Below are 24,083 nucleotides of genomic sequence, written 5' to 3' on the forward strand. Positions count from 1 at the left end.
GCGCGATCGGCCATTCGCATGCGGTGGTGAATAACACGCACCATCCAAACCCCAACCCCCATTACAGTTTCACGTCACCCATCATGCTGATTGGTAATGACGAAGTTCCGCTTCCTTGGCGTCGCTTTACGAACCGGTAACCCCGCTTTTACGCATGCACTCACGCGATTCACCAGAACGGTGACTCCTCAATCGCGTCGCGAAGCCCAGTCATGCGGATCACCATCGTCGGAGCGGGTTTCAGCGGCAGCGCGCTCGCCAGCGAATTGGCGTGGCAAGCGGGGCCGGACGTGGAGTTGTGCCTGGTCGGCGTGCCCGACAGTTACGGCCGGGTGTGGCCTATGGCGAAGCGCGACCCGAGCATCTGCTCAACGTGCGCGCCAGCGATCTGGCACGACGCCCGACCAGCCCGGCGGTTTCGCCGATTGGCTCAACCTGACCGATCGCGCGTGCGGTAGTTACCTGCCGCGTTTGTTGTACGACGACTACCTGCACGCGCAGTTGCAGACCGCGGTCGCCGGCAGCGCCGCGGGTTTCGGTCAGATCCGCCACGAAGCGATCGCGGTGGAACGCGCGTCGGCCGGGTTCCGCGTGCATCTGGCCGATGGCAGCGATTTCGTCAGCGACCGGGTGGTGCTCGTGGTCGGCGCGCTGCCGCCGCAACCGCTGCCCGGGGTCGGGCCGCGTCTGGCGACGCGCGCGAGTGACTTCCGGCAGGTCGAATCGGTGACCGCCGGGACTGGGGCGCGCGCGCCGCGCGAACGAGCATGGTCGACATACCGCGGCAGTCCTCGTCCGCCGCGTCAGCGCCGGACGCGGACCCGCCGCTACTGTCGCCACGCTCCGCCGCCGAGACCCCGTCATGAACGCCATCCTGCAAGGAACCCCGGTCTGGGTGTTCGCCCTGTTCTTCGTCCTGGTCTGGCTCGGCGCCAAGCGATTGCGGCCACACACCACGCCGCTGGCGCGGGTGTGGACGGTGCCGGCGATCTTCATCGTCTGGGGCTTGTCGGGATTGGCCGCGCACGGCGGCGCGCCGATGCAGATCGCCGCGCATTGGCTGCTCGGCGCCCTCGTCGGCGCGGTGTTGGGGGCGTGGTCGTTGTCGCCCGAGCGTCTGCAGTTCGATCATCGCAACCGCCTGGTGCGTCAGCCCGGCAGCGCGTTGCCGTTGCTGCGAAATCTGGCGATCTTCTTCGGCCACTACGTCTTGCAGGTGTTCGCCGCGACCCATCCGCACATGCGCGACAGTGCGATGGGCTGGGATCTGTACGTGTCGGGATTCAGCGCCGGGTTCTTCATCGGTTGGGCGCTGCGGTTTGTGATCGGCTTGCGGCGGGCGCCGCAGACGGATCTGCTGGTTGGGGCGGCTTGAGGGTTGGGTCGCGCGGGTTACGACATCGGTGGGCGGCGATGTGAGGTTCACTGCGATCGGAACGACAAGCGTCGGGGCGCAAGCCCCTCCCACAAAAGATTGCGCTGCAGCGAGGTGGCTGGGTGCTTAGTCTGTCTTGCAAAAAAGCAGCGCTGTGACGAGGTCTTTTGTGGGAGGGGCTTGCGCCCCGACGCTCTTGTCTCAGAGCGCTGCGTCACTCGCTACGTCCTCTGCCTGCAAGCGCGCCATCAAACCTCGACCGTCGCCGTATACGGCCGCTCCACCGGCAGCAGCGCCTTGGCCTCGTCCAGGCGATCGGCCTGGACCAGCGCATGAATCCGATGCGCGAGCGGCGTCACCTCTTCGATCCGGCGAGTCCACTGGTCGACATACAACGGCACCGCTTCGCCGCTGAGGCCGATCTGGATCGCGCGGTGTTGCAGCGCGCCCAGCCGCAAGCTGCGTTCGGGGTCCCATTGGATGCGCACCGGCGTGGCGTCCTTGTGGCGTTTCCACTCCTGCGCGCTCATCGACGCATCCGGATGCGAGGGACAGCTGTGGGCCAGCGCCCATTCGAAGCCGGCGCGGTCGAGGTCGATGGCGAGGATGCGGCGCTGGTTGTCGTCTTTGTAGCCCCAGCCGGCGCGGTACATCATCCACAGGAACGAGGGCTTGATCCAGGTCATGCGCGAGCGCGAGAACGGCGCGACGAAGCGGCCGTGGGCGAGCGCGGCATCGGCGATCTGGTCGCCATACGCCTGGTAGACGCGGATCGTGGTGTCGTCGTGGACGGCGCGGATCTGTTGGTAAGGGATCTGCTGATCGGGAGCCGCGGTGTCGCCGCGGGTGGAGGCCGCACCCATGTGCGGGGTCTTGCTCGGGTTGTCGTCGTTCATTGCGCGGGAGTCTAGCGCGCGTAAGCCGACTGTAGGAGCGGCGCGAGCCGCGACCGCGGTACCGCGCTTACGCCGTTACTGGCGTCGTAGCTGCGATGTCGCGGTCGCGGCTCACGCCGCTCCTACAGTTTGAAACCGATCTATTGAAACGCGGCTTAGACGTCGCCGTCCCGCAGCCAGCCTTCGCCGGTGCCGCGCTGGAACACGCTGTCGGTCGCGAGCACGTCGCCGGCCGGGATCGAGTCCTGGGTCGCCAGACGCTGGTAGATCGGAGTGAAATCCGGCTCGGTCGCGCGCATCAGCTGTTCGAAGCTGTCGATGACGAAGTAGGTCTTCTGGAAGGTGTCGATGCGGTAGCGGGTGCGCATGACCCGTTCGAGATCGAAGCCGATCCGGTTCGGCGCCGGCGATTCCAGGCTGTGGATCGATTCGCTCTTGGACGAGACGATGCCGCTGCCGTAGATGCGCAACCCGTCGGCCTGCTTGATCAGGCCGAATTCGACCGTGTACCAGTACAGCCGGGTCAGATGCACCAGCGCTTCGGGGTCGATGGCGTGCGCCTTCACCCCGCCGCGGCCGTAGGCTTCCATGTAGTCGGCGAAGACCGGGTTCATCAGCAGCGGCACGTGGCCGAACAGGTCGTGGAACAGATCCGGTTCGCTGAGGTAATCGATCTGCTCGGGCTTGCGGATCCACCAGGTCACCGGGAAACGGCGATTGGCCAGGTGATCGAAGAAGGTCAGTTCGGGCAGCAGGCCTTCCACGCCGATCAGCTCCCAACCGGTGTGCGCGCGCAGCACCCGGTTGAGGTCGGCGAACTTCGGAATGCGGTCGGGCGTCATCCGCATCGCGCGCTGCGCGGTCAGGAACTCGTCGCTGGCGCGGCCGACCAGCACCTGCTGCTGGCGCTCGAACAGCTGCGCCCACACCGCATGGTCCGCGCTCGAATACGACGCCCACGGCTGTTCGACCACGGCGGTCGTATAGACCGGCACATAGCCCTTGTCGGTGAGTTGGTGTTCGACGCGCTGCGGGGTGGTGGGGTTCATGGCGGTGTCGCTCCTGGGCCCGGGCAGTGAAAGGCCGGGGTCCATCGACTTTAACCGCGCTCAGGCGCAATTAGCTTGCGTTGTTGCGTGTCCTGGCCGGTCTGGCGCAAGATTGTTGCGTCAAATGCCGAAAGGGCGCTGCGAATGGCCACCGTCGAACTGGACCGTACCGACATCGTCGTGCTGGCCGAATTGCAGCGCAACGGCCGCCTGACCAACGCCGAGCTGGCCGAGCGCGTGCACCTGTCGGCCTCGGCCTGCCTGCGCCGGGTGCAGCGGCTGGAACGCGAGGGGGTCATCTCCGGCTACCGCGCCGAGGTCGACCCGGTGCGGCTGGACCTGGGCCTGCAGGCGTTCGTGCGGGTCCGCCTGGGCCGCCACGACAGCGAGGCGGTCGGCGCCTTCGCCGAATTCGTCGAGACCTGGGACGAGGTGGTCGCGTGCTACGCGCTGACCGGCGACATGGACTATCTGCTGCAGATCGTGGTGCGCGACCTGGAGCATCTGTCGCGCTTCCTGCTCGACCGCCTGCTCAACCAGGCCGGCGGCGCCGACATCAATTCCAGCTTGGTGCTGCGCACGGTCAAGGCCTTCAAGGGCTTGCCGCTGCCGTCGCGCTGACGGCAGCGGCGGCGCCGGCTCAACCCGCGTGGGCGCTGCGCTCGGGCGCGGTTTCGCTGGGCTGTTCGGGCTCAGGCGCGTCGGCGGGTTCGGAGTGCTCGACCGGCGGCTGGTCGATGTCGGGCGGGACGTCCAGGCGGTTTTGCGCGTTCTCGTCCGAAGCGCCGGCACCGTCGAGCAGATCGATGCGATCGCCGCTGGCGTCGATCGCCAACTCGATCAGCGAATAGGTCCAGCGATCGGCCTCGCGTTCGCCCTTGATGTAGACGCGGGCGCTGCCTTTCGGGCCCTTGAGCGGTATCGACAAGTCGGCGTGGCCGCTGGAATTGTCGGTCCGCAGGGTGCCGTTGATCATCGCGCCCGGTTCCAGCGGCGTGCCGAGCACGGCGACCGCGGCCTGATTGGCCTGCGCCAGCGTGATCGCGTGGCGGACCGGCTCGCTGGAGCCCATCAGGCTCGACACGCCCTTGATGCCCAGACCGATCAGGCCGAACAGCAGCAGCCCGGCGAGCAGGATCATGGTCAGGCAGCCGGTGGGCACGAACCATTTCCAGTTACGACTCCACCAGCCGGGGTTGGGACGGTCGTTCATCGCGGACTCCTTGCGTTCGATAGGCGGGCAGTGTCGCTGCATGTGGGGTTGGATGCCAGCCGAGTGAACGGCGCGCGGATTTGAATGCGGGTGGGTTGGCTTGTGTGGCGCGGTGAACTACGTCGATGCAGCCACGCGTGACGGTGGTCGGCGCGTCGACACCTCCAGGCGCGACATCACCGCACATGCCAAAGCATCCTCCCGAAGGATCCCCCCCTTTGAAAAGGGGGGGCAGGGGGGGTGCTTTTGCTTGCAGATCGCGGCCAACCATCGAGGCAACAGCAACAGCAACAGCAAATCCCCCGCGCTACCAACACCATCGGTCCTTCAACTTGCGCCGGGCGCTGGCCCCCTTTGTCAAAGGGGGCAAACGATCATGGCTTCGTTATTCGGTCGCGCAGTCGTCGTGGCCGCGTGACCGTTCATGACAGCTCAAGACACTGCGTTATTGATGGAAAAGCGGGCCGAACATCGAGAGACTTCAGCGCCATCTCTCCAGAACGTCATTCCCGCGAGCGCGGGCTCTGCTTTACTTCGGCGCAGCCAAATATCCAGAAGCTTCAGCGTCATCTCTCCAGAGCGTCATTCCCGCGAAGGCGGGCTCCGCTTTACTTCGGCGCAGCCGAACATCCGGAGACTTCAGCGTGATCTCTCCAGAGCGCCATTCCCGCGAAGACGGGCTCTGCTTTACTTCGGCGCAGCCGAATATCCAGAGACTTCAGCGTCATCTTTCCAGAACGTCATTCCCGCGAACGCGGGAATCCAGAGACTTTAAACGTTCTCGCACGAAAGGCGCTGGATGTTCGGCTGCGCCGAAGTAAAGCGGAGCCCGCCTTCGCGGGAATGACGGTAGGTAAGAACGCCGGGACTTAGGAGCACATTACTTCGGATAGGTTGCGTAACCGGCAGTAACGAAGCGCTATGCTCTAACCGATTCCCGATTCCCGATTCCCGATTCCCGATTCCCGATTCCCGATTCCCGATTCCCGATTCCCGATTCCCGATTCCCGCCGCCCAACTCACCCAATCGACGCCAACGCCGCCGCCCGCGCATGCAGCGCCGTGGTATCGAACAACGGAACGTCCACATCGGCCGGACCAATCAGCAAGCCGATCTCCGTGCATCCGAGAATCACACCCTGCGCACCACGCGCAGCCAGCCCGGCGATGATCCGCCGGTACGCCTCGCGCGATTCGTCGCGAATCCGGCCCAGGCACAGCTCTTCGTAGATCACTTTGTGCACCAACTCGCGACCATCGTCGTCGGGCACGATCACATCCAGCCCGTGCCGTTCGATCAGCCGCTGCCGGTAGAACTCCTGCTCCATGGTGAAGCGCGTGCCGAGCAGGCCGATCTTGCTCAGGCCCGCGGCGCGGATCGCTTCGCCGGTCGGGTCGGCGATGTGCAGCAGCGGCAGGCCGCTCGCGGTTTCGACCGCGTCGGCGACCTTGTGCATGGTGTTGGTGCAGATCACAAGCAGCTCCGCGCCGCCGTCGCGCAGGCTGCGCGCGGCGCGGCCGAGCAGGGCGCCGGCCGCGTCCCAGTCGCCGGCGTGTTGCAGGCGTTCGACTTCGGCGAAATCCACGCTGTACAGCAGCAACCGGGCCGAGTGCAGGCCGCCGAGGCGTTCGCGCACGGTTTCATTGATCACGCGGTAATACGGCAGGGTCGATTCCCAGCTCATGCCGCCGAGCAGGCCGAGGGTTTTGGTGATGGTCGCAGTCATGGTTCGAGTATAGCCATGCGTTGCGAACGCGAATGCGCGGTTCGATTTCGCCGATGCGGCCTCATCGCGACGGCGAAGCAGCCGGCATCGCATCCGCATCCGGCTTGCCCGCATCCAGGCCACCGAACCGCTGGCCGAAGAAATCGCCATCGTTCCAGCGCGGCCGCCGCGGCGCGTCGGCGATCAACTGGCCGATGCGCGCGTTGAGCCGCGCCAAGCGCGCGGCGTCGGCGTACTGGATCGGTTGCTCGGCGTCGTCGTCGGGCTGGTGATAGTGATCGGCGAGGAAGGCGCGGAACTGCTGGCGCGCGTCGACGCCGGCATCGCGCGCGACCATGCCGCCGGTCAGGTACACCGCCGGCACGCCGGCGCGGATGAAGGCGTATTGGTCGCTGCGGATGAAGATGCTTTCCTCCGGCGATGGGTCGGGCGTGATGTCGACCCCGACCTCGGCTGCGGCTTGATCGAGCACCGCCTGCAGGCTGGAATGCTCGACCCCGATCGGCACCACGTCGCGGGTCGGCACGCGCATCACCGGCATGTCCATGTTGATGTTGGCGACCAGCGAATCGCGCGGCACGCTCGGGTTGCGCGCGAACCATTCCGCGCCGAGCAGGCCCTTTTCTTCGGCGGTGACCGCGACGAACAGCAGCGAGCGCTTGGGCGGCGTTTTCGCCAGCGCGAGCTGCTGCGCGGTTTCGAGCATGATCGCCACGCCCAGCGCGTTGTCGAGCGCGCCGTTGTAGATCGCATCGCCCTTGACCGGCGCGCCGATCCCCAGGTGATCGAGATGCGCGCTGAACACCACGTGCTCGCGCTTGAGCGCGGCGTCGCTGCCGGGCAGCAACGCGACCACATTGCGCGACTGGGTCTGCTCGATCCGGTTGCGCGCCGACAAGGCGATGGTGCCGGGCAGATCGAAGCCGCGCAGGGTGCCTTCGCGCGCGTCGCGGAACAACTCGGCCGCGCTGTGGCCGCCGGCGCTGAGCACGGCATCGGCGCTGGCCGCGCTGACGTTGGCGATCACCGCCAATTGCGGAAACGTGTCGATCGCGCGGCCGTCGCTGCCGCGCAGGCGCATGCCCGGCCGCGCCCAGTTCTGCGCGCCGCGCGCCCAGGGCTGGCGTTTTTCTTCGTCTTGCGTGGCCACGATCACCGCGCCGACCGCGCCGCGTTCGACCAGGGCGCGGAGTTTCTCGCGGAACGAACTGTAGAACGCGCGCCGGTCGGTATCGAAGCGCCTGGGCGCGCCGTGCAGCAGCACCGCGATCTTGCCGCGCAGGTCCAGGCCGATGAAGTCGTCGTGATCGAGCTCGGGCGCGTGCACCGCCTGGCCGACGAACACCGCCGGCGCGGTCACTTGCGATTGCGCGCGATCGAAATCGAGCTGCGGCAGGAATTGCTCGCGAAATTTCAATTCGACCGTGCCGGTGTCGCGCTGCACGATCAGGCGGCCGCCGCCGTCTTCGCGGCTGGCGCGCAGCAGCGGCACGCGCTGGAAATAACCGCCGTCGTCGCCGGCCGGGCGCAGGCCGATCGCGCGCAGGCGCTGGGCGACGTACAGCGAGGCCAGGTCGAAGCCGCGCGTGCCGGCTTCGCGGCCTTCGAGCAGGTCGTCGGCGAGAAAGCGCACGTCGGCCTCGATCCGGCGTGCGTGCGCGCTGGCGCTTGCGTCGAAACCGTCGGCCACGGGCAGCGGCGCCGGGCGCTCGCAGGCTGCGAGCAACAGCGCGAGCGCGACGACAGCGATGCGATACGAACGGCGGTGCAGACAACGGTACTGGAACGGCGTGCGCGGCATGCGGCGGCTCCCGGCGATGGCTGGACGCCCTGGCGCGGGCGCGCAGCGACGCTAGCACGCGGCGCGGGCGGTGTGCCTGGGTGTGGCCGATTCTTCGACGGACGGCGCCGGCCCGGGCGCCGTGGACCACCGAGCCGGCGCAGTTCCGCGCAAACCGGCGCGCCGTGCACGTGCGAACGCGCGGTTCTGGCCCGGCGTTACATTCGCTTACACCGCGTTACAAAACTTTGTCGCGGGCCAGCGGGGGTGATCGCGAAACCTGCGCATGTGATGTGTTTTTTTTCGACATTTCGCTACGTGGCGAATGAATGCCGATTCACGATCGGCCGGAAAAACACGGAATAAATATGCAAGTAAGCCACCACGATCGGCCTGGATTGGCGTGGCTTATCTGTTCCTTAACTTGCAATGTTTCGCGCCTGCCTAGTGTCCGCGATCAATCGACACCCGGCCCGCGACCGCATGCACACTCGACCTTCCGACACCCCGCTTGCCACCCCGTCGCGCAGCGGCCCCGGATGGCGCGTGGCGATGCTGGTGCTGGTCAGCGCGGCGACGACGGCGCTGTTGCTGCTCGACGACCGCCTGCAACAGGCGGTCAGTTCCAATAATCGGGCGGTGCTGCAGCCCGGCTGGGTCGCGGGCCTGATGACGATCGTGACGTGCCTGTGGCTGGGCGCCAGCCGCTGGGTCGCGAATGCGGTGATCGCCGCGTTCGCGGTCATGCAGTTGTTCCAGCTGTGCCATATCGCCGCGATCGGCCGCGCGCTGACGCCGCTGGACGTGGCGATGATTCCGCATGAATTGAGCGACATCGCGCAGGCGGTGCGGGCCGGCGCGGCCAGTCATTGGCCGACCTTGTTCGCCGGCGGCGTGCCGTATGCGCTGGCGTTCGCGATGTTCAACCTCGGCCTGCCGCGGCTGCGGTTGCCGCGTTTGCGCTGGGCCTTGCTGATCGTCGTGCTGGTGTTCGCCACCCAGTTCTACAACGCCAGCCGCTACACCATGAAGCGGTTCATGCCGCGGCCCGAGCGCAGCTCGCTGCACAACTCGCTGTTGGCCTTCAGCTATTGCGCGGTCAATCTGGTCGGCAAGTCGGTGCGGCGCAATGTGCTGAGCTATCAGGCCTACAGCGTCGTCGCCCGCGACGATGCCGACGCGGCCCGCGAGCGGCCGCGCGATCTGTGGCTGGTGATCTTCGATTCGACCCGCACCGATCACTGGGGCCTGGCCGGTTATGCGCGAGCGACCACGCCCAATATGTCGCGCTGGGTCGCGCAGGGCCAGGCGCGCTGGCATCGCGGCCTCGCCGGGGCGGTCTCGACGCGCGCCTCGCTGGGCCTGTTGTTCAACGGCGTGCGCGAGCCGGGCAACATCGCACAACTGCGTTCGCACGAGGCCAATCTGCTGCGTCTGGCCAAGCGCGCGGGTTATCGCACCTACTGGCTGTCGACCCAGCACGGCGACCTGCTCGATGAGATCGATGCGCCCAGCATCGACGTGATCCGCACCCGCGGCAGCGACGAAGCGCGGATCGCCGCGGTCGGCGACGATGCGGTACTGGACATGCTCGACGCGGTCACGCCAAATCAGCCGCGGCTGGTGGTGATGATGCTGCGCACCGCGCACATTCCCTACGACGACGCTTATCGCCGCCACGGCGGCAGCTACCGGCGCTGGCCCGACGGCAAGGGTCTGACCGAGGGCGCGCGCCTGGTCAACGCCTACGACAACGCGATCGTCTATCAGGACGCGTTGGTCGAGAAGTTGTACCGGAGGTTCGAGCGCGGCGATGGCGACGGCCTGTTTGTGGTCACTTCCGATCACGGTCAGATGCTTGGCGAGGACGGAGTGTGGGGGCATAACGTGCTGACCCCGCAGATCGCCCAGGTGCCGATGTTGGTGCGCACCCGCGGCGCGGCGCAGATGCCGCTGGCCGGCAACGGCGACTGGCTGAGCCATCACGATCTGGCGCGCGCGCTGGCATGGCGGATGGGGTTTTCGATCCACAATCCCAACGCGCGCGCCGCAGTGGACTATCTGCAGGGTTCGGATCTGTTCGGCGACAACCTGTTCCGCGAGATGCGCATCGTCGACGGGCATCTGCAACTGGGCGAGTTGTCGGGGCTCGGGCATGCGCATGATGGTGATGCGCACGCTGCGAGCGATCACGAGAGCGAGTGAGTCGCGGCGGCTTCAGCCGAGGCTGACGTTCACGACGAAGCTTCGCGTAGCTTCTTCTCGGCCTCGACCAACGGCGGCGCATCGGTTTCCAGGTTCAGCCGCATCAGCGCGATCGCCTGTTGCAGCAGCTTGCGCGCATCCGGGCGCCGGCCCTGGCGCAACGCGATGTCGGCGGCGACCAGTTGGATCTTCGACAGCATCACCGGGTTCTTGTAGGCCGGGCTCTGCGCGGCGCGCTGCAGCGCTTCATCGGCGAATACCGCCGCCTGCCTGAGATCGCCGCGGCCCATCGCGATCTGCGCGGCCAACGATGCGATCCCGGGCAGGAAGTTGATGTCTTCCGGCCGGGTCGCCAGGTTCACTTCGGCGCGCGCCTGATCCAGCGCCGAGTCTTGGAGAATCGAAACGAACGTCCGCATGAACACGTCCGATCCCTCAACGCCGGCCGAGTCGGCCGACGGCAAGCGCACCGACCCAGGCGAAGCTGCGCCATCGACCCCGGCCGCGAACGACAACTCCGGCAACGCGTCGCGCGCGCCCGAAGCGGACAGCGAGGCCGGCGCGAACGCGGGCGAGCGCGCGCCCGCGCGCGATTTGCGCATGGGGATTGTTTTTGCTCCGTACCGGTGGTGAATCGCGATGGCATATGCAATCGCGCCATCGCCGCCACGGCGTCAATACAACGCCGGTCGCCCGCCGCTTACGCGGTCTACGCCGATTCGGGAATCGCCATCTCGACGCTGTTGATCTCGCCGAAGCCGAAGGCCACCGCCACCCCCAGCAGGATCAGCGCCCACAGCACCGCGCCGAGTGCGATCCAGAGGTAATTCGCCGGGGTCAGGCGCGCGTTGGATTCGCCGTGCGGATCGCCGCAGGCGGCGTTGGCGGCGCGCTGGATCTGCAGCAGGCTCCAGCCCACCGGCAGCAGGGCCAGCACGCCGAGCACGTCGGTATAGGGCGAGCCGACCCCGCGCGCGCTCAGCCGGTCCAGCACGGCGTTGCCGATGCTCGCGATCACGTACAAGGTCGCCATCGCGCCCGGCGCCCACGCATAGGCGCGCCCGGCCTTGCGCAGCACCCCGTCGATGCGCGCGGTCAGCGCATGGGTATAGAAGATCGAGAGCAGCGTGCGCGCCACCGGCCACAGGTACTCGCCGCTGGCGGCGCGATAACGCGCCCAGTGCATGTACGACCAATACAGCTGGTACAGGCCGAAGGTGGCGAAGAACAGGATGCAGAACTTGCGCGCGGACACGATGAAGAATTCGTTGCCGCGGTCGGCCGGTCCGGCCGGCTGCGTCACCGCCGCGGTCGGCGGGGCGTAGAGGTTGGGTTCCATGGGGTAGACGTGCTCCTGCGGACGAACGGGATCGATCAGTCGAACAACACGGCCACGCCTATCCCGCCTTGCAGGTCCGGGCTGTCGCGGTCCAGGCCCCAGTCCAGCGAGGCGTCGAGCTGCACATGCGAGGTCGCCATCCAGGTCACGCCGGTGCCGGCGACCGAGGTCGTGGACTGGTGATCGGTGTACGACACGCCGGCTTCGATATAGGCCCCGACCGTGTCGCTCAGTGCGACGCTGACGCTCGGCGACCAGGTCCAGGTGTCCTCACCGTCGCTGCGGTCGAGGTTGAAGTACAGCGCGCCGGACACGCGCTCGCTGAAGTCGTAACCCAGGGTGGTGCCGAGCGTGTACTGAGTCGCGCCGTTGCTGAAATCGCGCGCGCCGCTGGCGGCGGTGACGGCGCCGAGCACGGCCCAGGAAAATTTATCGTGCGAGGACGGCAGCGCGACCTTCAACGCGAGCCCGGTGTCGCCGGCGCCGTGGCGCGAGCGGCGGCCGCCGTCGTCGTCGCGTTCGTGCAGATAGTTGTACGGCGAGGTCGCCAGTTGCAGCTCGACCGTGTCGCTCAGGCCCAGGCGCAAGCTGGTGTTGGCGTTGTACTGGGTGCTGCGGCCGCCGCCGTCGTCGTCGCGCTGGAAATCGGGCAGGCCCTGTTCCCAGGCGAAACTTCCCTTGGGCAGGGTGCCGGTGGAGAAGGCGATGCCGGGCCGGTCGAACGACGGCGCCTCGTCGGCGCGGGCCGGCGCGGTCGCGCCCAGGCCGATCAATGCGGCCATGCACAGCGGGATCGAACCGGGCGTCATGCGCATGCTCGCGTCTGCGGTCGATGACGATTGCTCGATACGTCCAGGCGCAGTGTCCTTTCCCGCATTGCGTTTAGTCCTTCGTTCCGGGCGCCGGGCAGCGACGCCTTACTGCCGCGTGCTTACAGCTTCGACCAGACGCCCTGCTGGCTTTCGCAGGCGGCCTTCAAGGCGGCGAGCTGATCGGGGGTGCGCTGGTAGTAGTAGATCTGCGCCGGCGCGCCGCGCGGCGAATCGCACTTGCCGCCGGCGCCGCTGGGGCAGGACGCGACCAGCCGCATATCGACCTGGCCGCCCATGCCTTCCAGCCCGGGCGCCTGGCCGCTGCACTGCACCTTCTGCTGACCCTCGGACAGGTTCATGTCGGCCTCGGTGCACTCGTTGATGACCTGACCCATGATCTGGCCCTGCATCATGCAGGCGCTCTTGGCGTAGGCGAGCGGACAGGCGAGCAGCAGGGCGGCGACAACGAGCGGTGCGGTAAGACGGCGCATGGCGAGGGCTCCGGAGGCGGCGGGAAACCGCGACCTCGCAGGTCGCGGCAGCCAGGAGACGAAGCGCGCGGCGCATCGATGCGCCGTCGCGGTCCATCCCCATGGACACCGCATCACTCTAGCGCGCTTGGGTGACCGGTGGCACACGCTCGGCTCAACCGCTGCGTGCCTTGCACAGCCTGGAAGCGTCAGCGCGCGGATACCGGCGCGGCGCATCGCAGAATCGGACCTGTGGCTGCGCGGCTACTCTTCCTGCCCACTGCGCGGCGGAAACCGCAGCACCACGCCGGTCTGGTGCTCGGGGCGGTTCCACAGCACCGGCACGTTGCGCGGGGTCGGCGGCTCGAGTTCGTCGTGCGCCGGGACCATGCTCTCGTCCTCGTCTTCCCAGCTGTAGCGCTTGCGCGGCGGCAGCGGGTCGCGCCGGCGCAGCACGAAGGCGGCGATCACGCCGGCCACCGCGCCGCCCAGATGGGCCTGCCAGGACACGCCGATCTCGCGCGGCAGCACGGTCAGCAACATGCCGCCGTAGAGCAGGAACGCGATCATCGCCGCGGCGATCGAGGGCCGGTCGCGGCGCAGCAGGCCCAGGGTCATGACCAGGAACATCAGGCCGTGGGTCACGCCGCTGGCGCCGAGGTGATAGCTGCCTGGATTGCCGAGCAGCCACGCGCCGATACCCGAGCCGAGCCACAGCATCGGCAGCGCCCGCAGCGTCGCCTTGGGATAGACCGCGCCGGCCAGGGTGCCGAGCAGCAGCAAGGAGGTCGCATTGGCGGCCAGATGCTCGACCGAGCCGTGCAGCAGCGGCGCGGTCAGCAGCCCGATCAGGCCGTGCAGCGACCACGGCTGCACGGTGAAGGCGCGCACGTCGAAGCTGCCCTGGGCGGCGAACACCGCCACCAGCAGCAGCACGAACGCCAGGCTGGCGTTGAGCGCGCGCAGCAGGCGGCGGCGGTCGGCCTTGCGCTGGGCCGGGGTGTCGGGGACGGGGGCTTCGGTGGGCAGTTGCATGTCAACCAGATTGGCACCGCCAGCGGCCTTTGCAAGCCGGCCCGGGCGGGCTTCTTTGTCCCGCCCACGGGAATGTGGCCCCGGTCAACAACCAGGCGGGGCCCGTCCGGGCGGGTCGTCGGCGAACCCAGGCCCGGGAGGAATCGCCCGGCCCCGGTAGAATGGGCCGATGAATAACGAAATCCCCACCGTACGCCTCAAGAACGCCTGGAAATCCACCCACCCCTGGATCTTCCAGCGCCTGGTCGACAAGCCCGCCCAGCGGCCCAAACCCGGCGCCATCGTCAACGTGGTCGGGGTCGACGGCGTCTGGATCGGCCGCGGCTTCTACAACGGCCATTCGCGCATCGCCCTGCGCATGCTCGAAAACGACCCGGACGTCGAAGTCGACGCCGAGTGGTTCGCGCGCAAGATCGCCGCCTCGGTGTCGCTGCGCCGCGACGTGCTCAAGCTCGACGAGGTCAGCGACGCGTGGCGCGTGGTGCATAGCGAGGGCGACGGGATCAGCGGGCTGGTCGTGGACCGTTACGGCGATCTGTTGGTGGTCGAATACTTCAGCGCCGGTGCGTTCCGCCATCGCGAATGGATCTACGACGCGCTGCGCGCGCAGTTCCCGGGCTGCCGTTTCTATGCCTTCGCCGACGAGCACGTGCAGAAGCAGGAAAGCTTCGACTTCCGCGGCACCGAGCCGGTCCCGCCGTCGACCATCACCGAATACGGCATCAAGTTCCGCGCCGATCCGGCCGGCGCGCACAAGACCGGTTTCTTCGCCGACCAGCGCGAAAACCGCGAATGGCTGTCGCGGCAGGTCGCCGGCAAGCGCGTGCTCGACCTGTGCTGCAACACCGGCGGCTTCGGCGTGTACGCCAAGGCGCGCGGCGCCGAGGAAGTGATCGGCGTGGACATCGACGCCGACGTGCTCAACATCGCCAAGGGCAACGCCAAGCTCAACGGCGCCAACGTCAAGTTCGTCCAGGCCGACATCTTCCCGTACCTGCGCGACATGGGTAACGCGGGCGAGCAGTTCGACGTGGTGATCCTGGATCCGGCCAAGATGACCCGCGATCGCGAGCAGGTGATCGCGGCGCTGAAGAAATACCTCGACATGAACAAGTTGGCGCTGGGCGTGGTCAAGCCGGGCGGTTTGTTCGCGACGTTCTCCTGCACCGGCCTGGTCAGCGAAGACCAGTTCCTCGACATGCTGCGTCGCGCCGCGTTCTATGCCGGCCGCACCGTGCAGGTGCTGAAGGTGTCGGGCGCGGGCGCCGACCATCCGTGGCTGGCGCAGGTGCCGGAGTCGCGGTATCTCAAGGCGGTGTTTTGCCGGGTGCTGGATTGAGGTGAGGTGGGTTGCGCGTGGGGTTTCGCGCAGTAATTCGCTTGCGACGTAATGTTCCCTCTCCCGCTTGCGGGAGAGGGAGCACTACGCAGGGAGAGGGAGCCGGACGATCAGTCCGTCGCCCGAAACCCCGTCACATGCCGCGCCTTGTAGCTATCGGGCCGATACGCCACCTCGCGTGCCAGCGCATCCACAAACCCCGGCTCCCCGATCCGCGCGCGTTCGCCGGCATCGAGTTCGAGCGTGAGCTCGTAACTGGCGATCGTGCCGCACAGCACTGACAGATAGCGTCGCTCGCCATCGGCGTACAGCGTCCAGGCCCGATCGCGTTGGTCGATGAGTTGCATTCTGGTTTCCGCCCCCGCGTTCAGCCGTATATGATTTGGACAGAACCGATCACGCCGACGAACTTCCACTGTCCTCGCTGGAGCGCGAACAGTTCCATTCGACCGTGCTGGCCCGAGTTGCGGTAAGTCGTCTGGACATACAGCAGGGCCTGATCCCCGCGCGCCGACACGACCGGCCGGCTGATCCGGAGGATACCGCTAGCCTGCGGATATGCTCGGTAGAAGGCCGGCGGAATGCCGCAGTAGAACACCGGCGGGTCCTCCTTCATCGAAAAAATGGTCGCTACGCGCTCGCGCTCGACCGGAACGATACCGGGCACCGACCATGCGTCCAGCGGCTGTTGTCCGACATTGACGCGCCGCAACGCATCAACCAGCGTCTCGGACAGATTCCGATCGATCAGTTGGTTGGGCCGGTCCCGGGAATTGCGCGGATCTTCGTACCATTCCGGTGTCAGCTCGCTGCAACGCTCCTGACTTTGCCGACGCTTGCCGCAGATGGATACCGTGGCGTTTTCCAATGCGAGGCGACGTCGCGTTCCATTCGCGTCGAACGTCGGCGACTGTTCGGTGGACTGCTGGTGTTCGACCACGGCGATCAGAATCGCGCGCTGTTCCGCGGCCGTCGCCACGCGCGGTGGTTCGACAGGTGCGTCGAATGCCTTCAGTTTCGAAGAATTGGCCACGAGGACCAGCGCCACCGCCACCACGATGCACGCGGCATACAGTGCCGACTTGAACAGCGACGGAGCACGCGCGTCGCGGCCGTGAGGCCTGTCGTTGGCCGATCCGGAAGACGATGCAGTCATGGCCGGGCATCCCTGCGCGCTTGCGCGATCGCAACAGCGTAGGCGCGCGCGCGACCGGTGGGCAAGACGTCGAGCCGATCGAAAGCCGGCGCCGGTTTCGCGCTCAGTCCTTCCACCACAGGATCGTCGGCGGATCCTCGGGACGGGTCTGCTCCAATCGCTGCAGCGCGCCCAGGTCCAATCCGGGCAGATGCACGCTCATCGCCGTGGCGACCTCGCGATACCCCGGCCAATCGGTGCGCAGTTCCAGGCGTTCGCCGGTCGCGGTGCCGACTTCCACGAAGATCAGCCGGCGCTCGTTCGCGTCGATCGCATAGCCGTCGATGCCGTCGATGTCGGTCCAGCGGATGCCGTGGATGCGTCCGGCGCCGTCGTCGCGCCAGACGCCGCGCGGATCGGCGTACAGCCTGGGATCTTGCGGGTTCATGCGAACGGTCCTTGCACGGACGGGACGGCGGCTGCCGAACCGGTGGGCGGCCAAGATTGGCACATCGGATACGCCCAATCGGGTGCCGTATGGAACACCGGAGGCGTGGCCAAGCGGTCAAATGTGATTGACATCACGTTTACTCCGGGCGTCGGATCGGTCGCCCAGCCTCGCCTACGCGCTACGCACCGGTTGCGACGGCCAGCCACGACCGCCCCTGTAGGAGCGACGCAAGTCGCGACCGCGAAACCGCGCCTGCGTCGCAGGCAGGGATGCCGCGATCGCAGCCGGCGACCGAAGCAAGTCCTGCTGGAACACCGTTCGGGCATCGAGAATCGACGCCATCGCAGTGCGGCAACCACAGACCCACCACCCCGGCCGCACCGACGCGCTCCACCCCTCGCCGCCCCCCGCATCGCAGGAGCTGAGACTCACCCGTTTAGACTGGGGCCCTAAACTCAGGTGCCCTGGCTGTCCCAGGCGCCCGATCCGTGCCCGCCCCCGCCCGGCGGACCACCGCCGCGCCGCGCGGCCACGCCGTCGCCCCTGCCGCCTTGCAAGAGTCCCCATGCCCCTGACCGCCGCCCTGCTCGCCATCGTGTTCGCGTTGCTGATCGGCGCCGCGCTCGCCTGGCTGCTCGCCCGCGCCGGCGCCGCGCGCGCGCTGGAGGCCGCGCGCGGCGAGCTGGGCGCGCAGTTGAACGCGGCCAACACCGAGCGCGCGCAATTGCTCGAGCGCAGCGCGCGCATTCCCGAACTGCAGGGCCGGCTGGACGAACTCGAGGACCTGCGCGACCGCCTGATCCACGACAGCGGCCAGCTGCGCGAGGCCATCGGTCGCGCCAGCACCGAGCTGGAAAAGGAACAGCAGGCCCTGCAACGCCTGCGGGCCGAGCTGCTCGACGCCGAACGCCTGCGCGACGCGGCCAATGCCGAGCTGCAGCGGCGCAGCGTCGAACTCAGCCGCATGAGCACCCAGCTCGATGCCGAGCGCAGCCAGTCGCAGGAAAAGATCGCCCAGCTCAAGGACGTGCGCGACGAACTGACCACCCAGTTCAAGAACCTCGCCAACGACATCCTGGAAGAAAAGAGCAAGCGCTTCACCGAACAGAACCGCAGCCACCTGGGCCTGTTGCTCGATCCGCTGCAGCAGAAACTCGCCGAGTTCCAGACCCGGGTCGAGACCGTCTACGACAACGAAACCCGCGACCGCACCGCGCTGGGCGAGCAGGTGCGCCAGTTGATGGCGCTGAACCAGTCGCTCAGCGAAGACGCGAAGAACCTGACCACCGCGCTCAAGGGTTCCAGCAAGACCCAGGGCGCGTGGGGCGAGTTGATCCTCGAACGCGTGCTCGAATCGGCCGGACTGCGCAAGGGCGAGGAATACGACGTCCAGGAAAGCCACGGCACCGAGGACGGCGAGCGCCGGCCCGACGTGACCATCCATCTGCCCGAAGACCGGCATTTGGTGATCGATTCCAAGGTCTCGCTGGTCGCGTACGAGGAGTACGCCAGCGCCGAGGACGAGGAGCAGCGCGCGCGCGCGGTCAAGCGCCATCTCGACTCGGTGCGCGCGCATATGCGCGTCTTGTCGGACAAGCGCTATCAGGAGCTGTACGGCCTGCGCTCGCTGGATTTCGTGCTGATGTTCGTGCCGATCGAACCGGCCTTCATGCTGGCGGTCACCCACGACCGCAATCTGTTCATGGACGGCTGGCAGCGCAACGTGCTGGTGGTCAGCCCGTCGACCTTGTTGTTCGTGCTGCGCACCGTCGCCCATCTGTGGCGGCAGGAGGCGCAGAACCGCAACGCCCAGGAAATCGCCAAGCGCGGCGCGCAGCTGTACGACCGGCTGTGTTCGTTCGTGGCCGACCTGGAGAAAGTCGGCGACCGCATCAACCAGGCCAAGGACAGCTTCGACAGCGCGCGCGACAAGCTCAGCCGCAACAAGGGCAGCGTGATCCGCCAGGCCGAGATGCTGCGCGACATGGGGGTCAAGCCCAGTCGCGCATTGCCGGCGAAACTGGTCGAGTTGTCGGCCGACGATGCATTGGCCGACGACGGCATCGAACCCGACGGCCCGCGGCCGATCGAGGGCGCGGCGGGGTTGTTGGCCGCCGAATCCGACAGCCCGGACAACCCGGATGATGCGGGCGCGCGAGCGGACGCGGACGAAAACGGCAAGCAATCTGCGTAACGAAGCGGCAGTCCATTGCCCCCTTTGCAAAAGGGGGCGAGCGCCCGACGGCACGATGGGACGGGCATTGCTTGCGGCGCGGGGGATTTGCTTTTGCTTGTGTGGCGCGGCGATACGAACCTGAGAACAAATCCCCCAGCCCCTTTTCAAAGGGGGGGAAAGCACGTCGGCGAGGAAAAACAAAACGGCCCGGATTCGCATCCGGGCCGTTCGTGCATCCAGCTTTGCAGCGAACTCGCGCGGCGCTCAGCGACCGCCGTCGGTCGGCATCACCGGCATCGCATCGGCCGGGACGCTCGGGTTGCTGTCGTCCTGCAGATAGTCGGGCAGCTGCTCGTCGCTGTTCTTGTCCATGCGGTCGCCGAAGATCTGGTAGTCGCGGCGCTGGGTCCACGAATCGCGCACCAGCGCGTATTCGTCTTCGGCGCCCTCGCGCAGGCTGTCCAGCGGCAGCAGCTGGGCGCGCACGTCCACCAGCTGCAGGCCCTGCAGCGGGATGCGGATGCGGTCGCGATCAACCTGACGCAGCGGGCTCAGCGGCGCGTCGCCGAGCGCGCCGAACGCGTCGCGCACGGTGCGCGGCCCGAACAGCGGCAGCTCGAGATAACGCGAACGCTTCCAGCCCCAGATGCCGAGGGTCTGGCCGAAGTCTTCGCTGCGGTTGGGCAGCTTGGCGTCGCTGGCCGGATCGAAGATGCCGGCGATGCCCAGGGTGGTGTTGAGCGCGAACCGGCCCAGCGACTGCGCGGCCTGCTTGGGCTTGCCCTGCAGCAGCGCGTTGAGCGCCGACACCGGCTGGCCGAGGTTGTTGAAGAAGTTGCTCACACCCAGCCGGATCGGGCGCGGCACGACCTTGGTGTAGGCGCGCGCCAGCGGCCGCGCGATGCCCTTGTCCACCGCCATGTTGAAGCGGTGCATGCGGCGGTTGTACTTCTCCCACGGATCGTAAGCGCCGGGCACGTTGGCAGGGGTCGGCAAGGTGGGATCGGCGACCGGATCGTAGGCCTGCGAGTTGCCGTAGATGTCGTCGAAGTCGCGTTCGGCGGCGGTGCGCGGGTCGGCGACCGGTTCGATCGGCTGGGCCGCGGCCGGGTCGAGCGACGGCGGCGCGGGCGGATCGACCTGAGCCAGGCTGTAGTCCAGGTCCAGTTCGAGCGGCACCACGGCGAAGTCGTCGCCGTGCGCGGCCGGAGCCTGCTGCGGCGACGACGTTTCGGCGGTCGCGGTCGAGCCAGTAGTCGCATCGACCGGCGCGCTCGCGGCGACACCGGCCGCGGACAGCGCGGTCGCCGAATCGGTCTGCACCGGCAGTTGCGACGAAGCCGCGATATGCGCGGACTCGACCGGCGCGGGCTGAACCAGGTCGGACCCGGCAACGGCCGGCGGCGGAGCCTCGGCGGCCACATCGGCCTGCCGATCGGCGGCGACCAGGGCCGTGCTCGACGCGGTCGGGCCGGCGGCGCTGGAGGAAGCCGGGCTCGCGTCCTGCGCGAGGGCCGGTGCGGAGTGCAGCGCGGCCAGGATCAGGCCGAGCGCTAAGGGGAGTGCGTGGGGGCGCATGGTTGCAGTCTAGTCTTCCGTTACATCGGTGGGGGCGGCCAGGCCACGTCCGTGGGCGTCGGCGACCGCAACTGTGAACGTGGTCGGATGCGGCGCGATCAACTGGCGAAACCGAGCGACGCGTCGAGCCGGTACGCCGCGCGCAACTCGGCCAGTCCGGCCGGTTCGCCGCGCACGTCCACGCCAGGCGCCTGTTCGGCCAACTCGGCCAGCAGCGCCAGCCCGGCGCTGTCGACCGAATCGACCGCCGACAGGTCGAACCGGCGCGCGCCGGCGACCAGCGCGCGCGCCTGCGGCCACAACGCGGCGGCCGCGGCGCGATCGAGCGCGCCGGCGAACACCAGGGTGTCGCCGTCCTTGCGCAGGCTGGCCACGGCCGCGCTCATCTCAGTTGCCGCTCGCCTGGGCCTGCAGCTTGCCGGCCTTGATGTCGGCGGCGACCTGGGCGATCGACTTCTGGTTGAGCGGGGTGTCGAACTGGTTGCGGAAGGTCTGCACGAAGCTGACGCCTTCGACCATCACGTCGAACACCTTCCACTGCGCGCCGTTCTTGCGCAGCAGGTAGTCGACCGGAATCGGCTCGCCGCCCTGGCGCAGGAACTCGCTCGACACCTTGACGATGGCGCCGCCGCGCAGCGGGGTCTCGGACTTGATGCGGACCTGCAGGCGGGTATTGAAGTCGAGCAGGGCCGACCCGTAGCGCTGCATCAGGCTGCCGGTCAGCGCGTCGGCGAACAGGCCGACCTCGGCGTCGGACGCGCCGCGGCCGTGGGTGCCCAGGACCAGGCGCGCGGCGTAGTCGCGGTCGAACACCGTGTTGAACTCGGTGGTGATGAACTGGCTCAGCGCGGCGCGGTTCTTGCTGAACTCGGCGCGGCGCGATTCCAGGGTCGACAGGATGCGGGTGCTGTTGGCCAGCACCATCGCGCTGGGCGAACCGGCGGCGGGCGCGGCCTGGCCCGGGGCCGCGGTGGCCTGGGCGAACGCGAACGAGGGAGCGCCGGCGATCAGGGCCGAGGCGAGGACGGTAACGATCAGGGAACGCTTCATTTCTTGGTCTCGTCGGAGGGGGCGGCTTGTTCGCCCTGGAGGTAATCGGGAACGCCGGCGTCGGCGGGCTGGGCCGCGGCCGCGCCGCCGCCATTGCCGCCTTGTGCACCACCGCCGCTGAACATGTACTTGCCGACCAGCTGGATCAGGTCGACCGCCGGCTGGGTCAGGAAGATCTTGTCGCCGGGCTTGAGGTTTTCCGGGTCGCCGCCGGGGCTGAGCCCGACATAGCTCTCGCCCAGCAGGCCGCTGGTGAGGATGCCCGCGGAGGTGTCGGCCGACAGCGTGTAGCGCTTGTTGATCGCCAGGGTCACCACCGACTGGTACTTGACCGGGTCAAGCGTGATATCGGTCACCTGGCCGACCGTCACGCCGCCGATCTTGACCGGCGCGTTTGGGCGCAGCGGGCCGATCGTGGTGAAGTTGGCGGTGATGTTGTAGCTATCGCCGCCGAAACCGAACTTGCCGTTGGTCGAGGCGATCGCCAGCACCAGCAGCGACGCCAGGGCGAGGAGCAGGAACGCGCCAACGGCGAATTCGATGCGGGGACTGCGGATGGACATGGCACCACCTTGGGGATAAAGCCCGCGTGGATCAACGCGGCTGTGGGAACGGTATGCATGGAACGGTGTGGATGCCGCGAAGGGATTCGCCCCCGCCCCGGCTTGAAAGCCCCTCTCCCGCGGGCGGGAGAGGGGTTGGGGTGAGGGCGCGCTTGGCGCTGCAACCTCACTTCGGCCCTCATCCGCCCTTCGGGCACCTTCTCCCGCTTGCGGGAGAAGGAAGGTCAAACAACTCCTCCCGCTTGCGGGAGAAGGGAAATCGAATTACCTGAACAAAAACGCCGACATCACGAAATTGAACATCAGCACCAGCAGCGAGGCGTTCACCACCGCGCGGGTGGTCGCCACCGAGGTGCCTTCGATGGTCGGCTCGGCATGGAAACCGACATAGGCCGCGACCAGCGCCGCGGTCCCGCCGAACACCGCCGACTTCACGAACGCCATCAGGAAGTCGTTATAGAAATCGACGCTGTCCTTGAGCACCTGCCAGAACGTGCCGGCCTGCAGGCCGATCACGTGGACCGACTCGAAATAGCTCGCGCTGATCGCCAGGCTGCAGAAGAACCCGGTCAGCAGCGGCACGCACAGCACCGCCGCCCAGAACCGCGGTGCCACCGCCTTGCCGATCGGGTCGATCGCCATCAGGCCGAGCGCGGTGATCTGGTCGGTCGCGCGCATCAGGCCCAGTTCGGCCGCGATCGAGCTGCCGGCGCGGCCGATGAACAGCAGCGCGGTCAGCACCGGGCCCAGTTCGCGGTACAGGCCCAGGCCCAGCATGGCGCTGACCTGATTGGCGGCGCCATAGGTATCGAGTGCGCGGTAGCCCAGCAGGGTGACCGAAAGGCCGACGAACGCGCCGCCAACGGCGATGATCGGCAGCGAACGCGCGCCGATCTTGTAGATTTCGCGCACCAGCTCGCGGAAGAAGTCGGCGGTCGGCTTGGACGCGCGCAGCACCGACAGCGAGAACAGGCCGGCGCGGCCGAGCGAGCGGGTGGCTTCGATGAAAGGCATCACGCGGCCTCCGAGGTGCGGGGGGCGGCGTCGAAGCCGATCGGGCCGTCGGGCTCGCCGCGCAGGAACTGGCGGACCAGCGGGTCGGTGCTGTGTTCGAGTTCGGCCGGAGTGCCGGAGAACACGATGCCGCCGTTGGCGATCACGATCGCGTGGTCGGCCACCGGCAGGGTCTCGTGGACGTGGTGGGTGACGATGATGCTGGTCAGGCCCAGGGTGTCGTTGAGGCGGCGGACCAGGCTCATGACCACGCCCGACGCGATCGGGTCGAGCCCGGTCAGCGGTTCGTCGTAGATCATCAGCGGCGGGTCCAGCGCCAGCGCGCGGGCCAGCGCGACCCGGCGGGCCATGCCGCCGGACAGCTCGCGCGGGTAGGCATCGGCGGCGGCGCGCAGGCCGACCGCGTGCAGTTTCATCAGCACCAGGCGGCGGATCAGCGCGGGCGGCAGCTTGGTATGGGCGCGTAGCGGCAGGGCCACATTCTCGGCCGCGGTCAGGTCGGTCAGCAGGCCATTGCCCTGAAGCAGCACGCCGATGCCCTTGCGCAGCTCGAGCAGGTCGCGCTGGTTCTGCGGCACTTCCTGGCCGAACACTTCGACCTTGCCCGAGGCCGGCGCGAGTTCGCCGGTCAGCGCCGACAACAAGGTCGACTTGCCGCTGCCCGAGGGCCCGAGCACCGCGACGATGCTGCCGCGCGGCACCGACAGGTTGATCCCGCGCAGCACGCTGCGGCCGCCGCGGTCGAGGCGGAGGTCGGTCAGGCGGACGATGGGCGTTGGCGTCGTCATGCGGGGCGGCAATCCGTGCGGGAAGGGGCGAACGGCGGAACCAGGGGCCGGTCAGGGCCGCGGACGTTGAGCGCCGCGGACGATCAGG

General features: G+C 67.8%; 25 protein-coding genes and 1 pseudogene. 7 read left to right on the forward strand and 19 right to left on the reverse strand.

What is annotated here, in order from left to right; translation table 11 throughout:
- Positions 1-96 precede the first annotated feature (96 nt).
- Positions 97-591: pseudogene (locus tag AC3A4T_RS16175) on the forward strand (FAD/NAD(P)-binding protein); the annotation flags it as partial.
- Between the two features lie 148 nt (positions 592-739).
- Entirely contained in the window at positions 740-1,375 is a 636-nt protein-coding gene (locus AC3A4T_RS16180) for a DUF6622 family protein (protein ID WP_487676568.1), read from the forward strand.
- A gap of 248 nt (positions 1,376-1,623) precedes the next feature.
- On the opposite strand, the gene AC3A4T_RS16185 is transcribed toward AC3A4T_RS16180, so the two are convergent.
- Together AC3A4T_RS16185 and phhA are read right to left on the reverse strand one after the other, a co-directional pair.
- Positions 1,624-2,238 (reverse strand): DUF4291 domain-containing protein, encoded by a 615-nt coding sequence (locus tag AC3A4T_RS16185; protein ID WP_487676569.1) that lies wholly within the window; start codon positions 2,236-2,238, stop codon positions 1,624-1,626.
- 188 nt (positions 2,239-2,426) lie between these two features.
- Positions 2,427-3,320 (reverse strand): phenylalanine 4-monooxygenase, encoded by an 894-nt coding sequence (gene phhA, locus AC3A4T_RS16190; RefSeq protein ID WP_487676303.1) that lies wholly within the window; start codon positions 3,318-3,320, stop codon positions 2,427-2,429.
- 144 nt (positions 3,321-3,464) lie between these two features.
- Here phhA and AC3A4T_RS16195 point away from each other — a divergent pair, with 144 nt between their 5' ends.
- Positions 3,465-3,941, forward strand: coding sequence for an Lrp/AsnC family transcriptional regulator (locus AC3A4T_RS16195; protein ID WP_046658593.1), 477 nt, complete (start codon positions 3,465-3,467; stop codon positions 3,939-3,941).
- Positions 3,942-3,960: 19 nt separating this feature from the next.
- Here the strand turns inward: AC3A4T_RS16195 and AC3A4T_RS16200 are convergent, their stop codons facing one another.
- The 3 genes from AC3A4T_RS16200 to AC3A4T_RS16210 form a co-directional block, all read right to left on the reverse strand.
- A complete protein-coding gene (locus AC3A4T_RS16200) occupies positions 3,961-4,533 on the reverse strand; it encodes a cytochrome c oxidase assembly factor Coa1 family protein (protein WP_487676304.1) in 573 nt (190 codons plus the stop codon).
- Between the two features lie 1,019 nt (positions 4,534-5,552).
- Entirely contained in the window at positions 5,553-6,260 is a 708-nt protein-coding gene (locus AC3A4T_RS16205; protein ID WP_487676305.1) for an aspartate/glutamate racemase family protein, read from the reverse strand.
- 61 nt (positions 6,261-6,321) lie between these two features.
- Positions 6,322-8,061: a M20/M25/M40 family metallo-hydrolase gene (locus tag AC3A4T_RS16210; RefSeq protein ID WP_487676306.1), complete on the reverse strand. Its 1,740-nt coding sequence runs from the start codon at positions 8,059-8,061 to the stop codon at positions 6,322-6,324.
- Positions 8,062-8,523: 462 nt separating this feature from the next.
- Here AC3A4T_RS16210 and AC3A4T_RS16215 point away from each other — a divergent pair, with 462 nt between their 5' ends.
- Positions 8,524-10,245: a phosphoethanolamine transferase gene (locus AC3A4T_RS16215; protein WP_487676307.1), complete on the forward strand. Its 1,722-nt coding sequence runs from the start codon at positions 8,524-8,526 to the stop codon at positions 10,243-10,245.
- A 29-nt stretch (positions 10,246-10,274) separates the two neighbouring features.
- Here the strand turns inward: AC3A4T_RS16215 and AC3A4T_RS16220 are convergent, their stop codons facing one another.
- Positions 10,275-10,664 (reverse strand): hypothetical protein, encoded by a 390-nt coding sequence (locus AC3A4T_RS16220; protein ID WP_487676308.1) that lies wholly within the window; start codon positions 10,662-10,664, stop codon positions 10,275-10,277.
- On the opposite strand from AC3A4T_RS16220, the gene AC3A4T_RS16225 reads away from it, so the two are divergent.
- Complete coding sequence (locus AC3A4T_RS16225; RefSeq protein ID WP_487676309.1) at positions 10,663-10,878, forward strand: hypothetical protein; 216 nt, start codon at positions 10,663-10,665, stop codon at positions 10,876-10,878. The two genes, AC3A4T_RS16220 and AC3A4T_RS16225, sit on opposite strands and share 2 nt — an antisense overlap.
- Before the next feature lie 76 nt (positions 10,879-10,954).
- On the opposite strand, the gene AC3A4T_RS16230 is transcribed toward AC3A4T_RS16225, so the two are convergent.
- The 4 genes from AC3A4T_RS16230 to AC3A4T_RS16245 all read right to left on the reverse strand — a co-directional run bounded on the left by AC3A4T_RS16230 (position 10,955) and on the right by AC3A4T_RS16245 (position 13,901).
- Positions 10,955-11,584 (reverse strand): hypothetical protein, encoded by a 630-nt coding sequence (locus tag AC3A4T_RS16230; RefSeq protein WP_487676310.1) that lies wholly within the window; start codon positions 11,582-11,584, stop codon positions 10,955-10,957.
- A gap of 35 nt (positions 11,585-11,619) precedes the next feature.
- Positions 11,620-12,399 carry a transporter gene (locus AC3A4T_RS16235; protein WP_487676311.1) on the reverse strand — a complete coding sequence of 260 codons (780 nt, stop codon included), beginning with the start codon at positions 12,397-12,399 and terminating at the stop codon, positions 11,620-11,622.
- A gap of 116 nt (positions 12,400-12,515) precedes the next feature.
- Entirely contained in the window at positions 12,516-12,887 is a 372-nt protein-coding gene (locus AC3A4T_RS16240; RefSeq protein ID WP_487676312.1) for a hypothetical protein, read from the reverse strand.
- A gap of 243 nt (positions 12,888-13,130) precedes the next feature.
- A complete protein-coding gene (locus tag AC3A4T_RS16245) occupies positions 13,131-13,901 on the reverse strand; it encodes a rhomboid family intramembrane serine protease (protein WP_487676313.1) in 771 nt (256 codons plus the stop codon).
- Between the two features lie 169 nt (positions 13,902-14,070).
- Between AC3A4T_RS16245 and AC3A4T_RS16250 the strand changes: the two genes are divergently transcribed.
- Positions 14,071-15,240, forward strand: a complete 1,170-nt coding sequence (locus tag AC3A4T_RS16250; protein WP_487676314.1) for a class I SAM-dependent rRNA methyltransferase — start codon at positions 14,071-14,073, stop codon at positions 15,238-15,240.
- Positions 15,241-15,350: 110 nt separating this feature from the next.
- Here the strand turns inward: AC3A4T_RS16250 and AC3A4T_RS16255 are convergent, their stop codons facing one another.
- The 3 genes from AC3A4T_RS16255 to AC3A4T_RS16265 all read right to left on the reverse strand — a co-directional run bounded on the left by AC3A4T_RS16255 (position 15,351) and on the right by AC3A4T_RS16265 (position 16,823).
- Entirely contained in the window at positions 15,351-15,587 is a 237-nt protein-coding gene (locus AC3A4T_RS16255; protein ID WP_487676315.1) for a hypothetical protein, read from the reverse strand.
- Positions 15,588-15,607: 20 nt separating this feature from the next.
- Positions 15,608-16,396, reverse strand: a complete 789-nt coding sequence (locus AC3A4T_RS16260; protein WP_487676316.1) for a hypothetical protein — start codon at positions 16,394-16,396, stop codon at positions 15,608-15,610.
- A gap of 103 nt (positions 16,397-16,499) precedes the next feature.
- The gene (locus AC3A4T_RS16265) at positions 16,500-16,823 is read right to left on the reverse strand and encodes a hypothetical protein (RefSeq protein WP_487676317.1); all 324 of its coding nucleotides are present in this window, start codon (positions 16,821-16,823) and stop codon (positions 16,500-16,502) included.
- 568 nt (positions 16,824-17,391) lie between these two features.
- Between AC3A4T_RS16265 and AC3A4T_RS16270 the strand changes: the two genes are divergently transcribed.
- Positions 17,392-19,020 (forward strand): DNA recombination protein RmuC, encoded by a 1,629-nt coding sequence (locus AC3A4T_RS16270; RefSeq protein WP_487676318.1) that lies wholly within the window; start codon positions 17,392-17,394, stop codon positions 19,018-19,020.
- 246 nt (positions 19,021-19,266) lie between these two features.
- Here the strand turns inward: AC3A4T_RS16270 and AC3A4T_RS16275 are convergent, their stop codons facing one another.
- The 6 genes from AC3A4T_RS16275 to AC3A4T_RS16300 all read right to left on the reverse strand — a co-directional run bounded on the left by AC3A4T_RS16275 (position 19,267) and on the right by AC3A4T_RS16300 (position 23,995).
- The gene (locus tag AC3A4T_RS16275; protein ID WP_487676319.1) at positions 19,267-20,580 is read right to left on the reverse strand and encodes an MlaA family lipoprotein; all 1,314 of its coding nucleotides are present in this window, start codon (positions 20,578-20,580) and stop codon (positions 19,267-19,269) included.
- A 98-nt stretch (positions 20,581-20,678) separates the two neighbouring features.
- Complete coding sequence (locus AC3A4T_RS16280) at positions 20,679-20,966, reverse strand: STAS domain-containing protein (RefSeq protein ID WP_487676320.1); 288 nt, start codon at positions 20,964-20,966, stop codon at positions 20,679-20,681.
- Position 20,967: 1 nt separating this feature from the next.
- Positions 20,968-21,630 carry an MlaC/ttg2D family ABC transporter substrate-binding protein gene (locus tag AC3A4T_RS16285; RefSeq protein ID WP_487676321.1) on the reverse strand — a complete coding sequence of 221 codons (663 nt, stop codon included), beginning with the start codon at positions 21,628-21,630 and terminating at the stop codon, positions 20,968-20,970.
- Positions 21,627-22,193: an outer membrane lipid asymmetry maintenance protein MlaD gene (mlaD, locus tag AC3A4T_RS16290; protein WP_487676322.1), complete on the reverse strand. Its 567-nt coding sequence runs from the start codon at positions 22,191-22,193 to the stop codon at positions 21,627-21,629. Before mlaD ends, AC3A4T_RS16285 begins: the two co-directional genes overlap by 4 nt.
- 264 nt (positions 22,194-22,457) lie before the next feature.
- The gene (locus AC3A4T_RS16295) at positions 22,458-23,207 is read right to left on the reverse strand and encodes an MlaE family lipid ABC transporter permease subunit (RefSeq protein ID WP_056109432.1); all 750 of its coding nucleotides are present in this window, start codon (positions 23,205-23,207) and stop codon (positions 22,458-22,460) included.
- Complete coding sequence (locus tag AC3A4T_RS16300) at positions 23,207-23,995, reverse strand: ABC transporter ATP-binding protein (RefSeq protein ID WP_487676323.1); 789 nt, start codon at positions 23,993-23,995, stop codon at positions 23,207-23,209. Before AC3A4T_RS16300 ends, AC3A4T_RS16295 begins: the two co-directional genes overlap by 1 nt.
- Between the last annotated feature and the right edge of the window lie 88 nt (positions 23,996-24,083).

The organism is Lysobacter sp. Soil_N_51 (assembly GCF_057655755.1).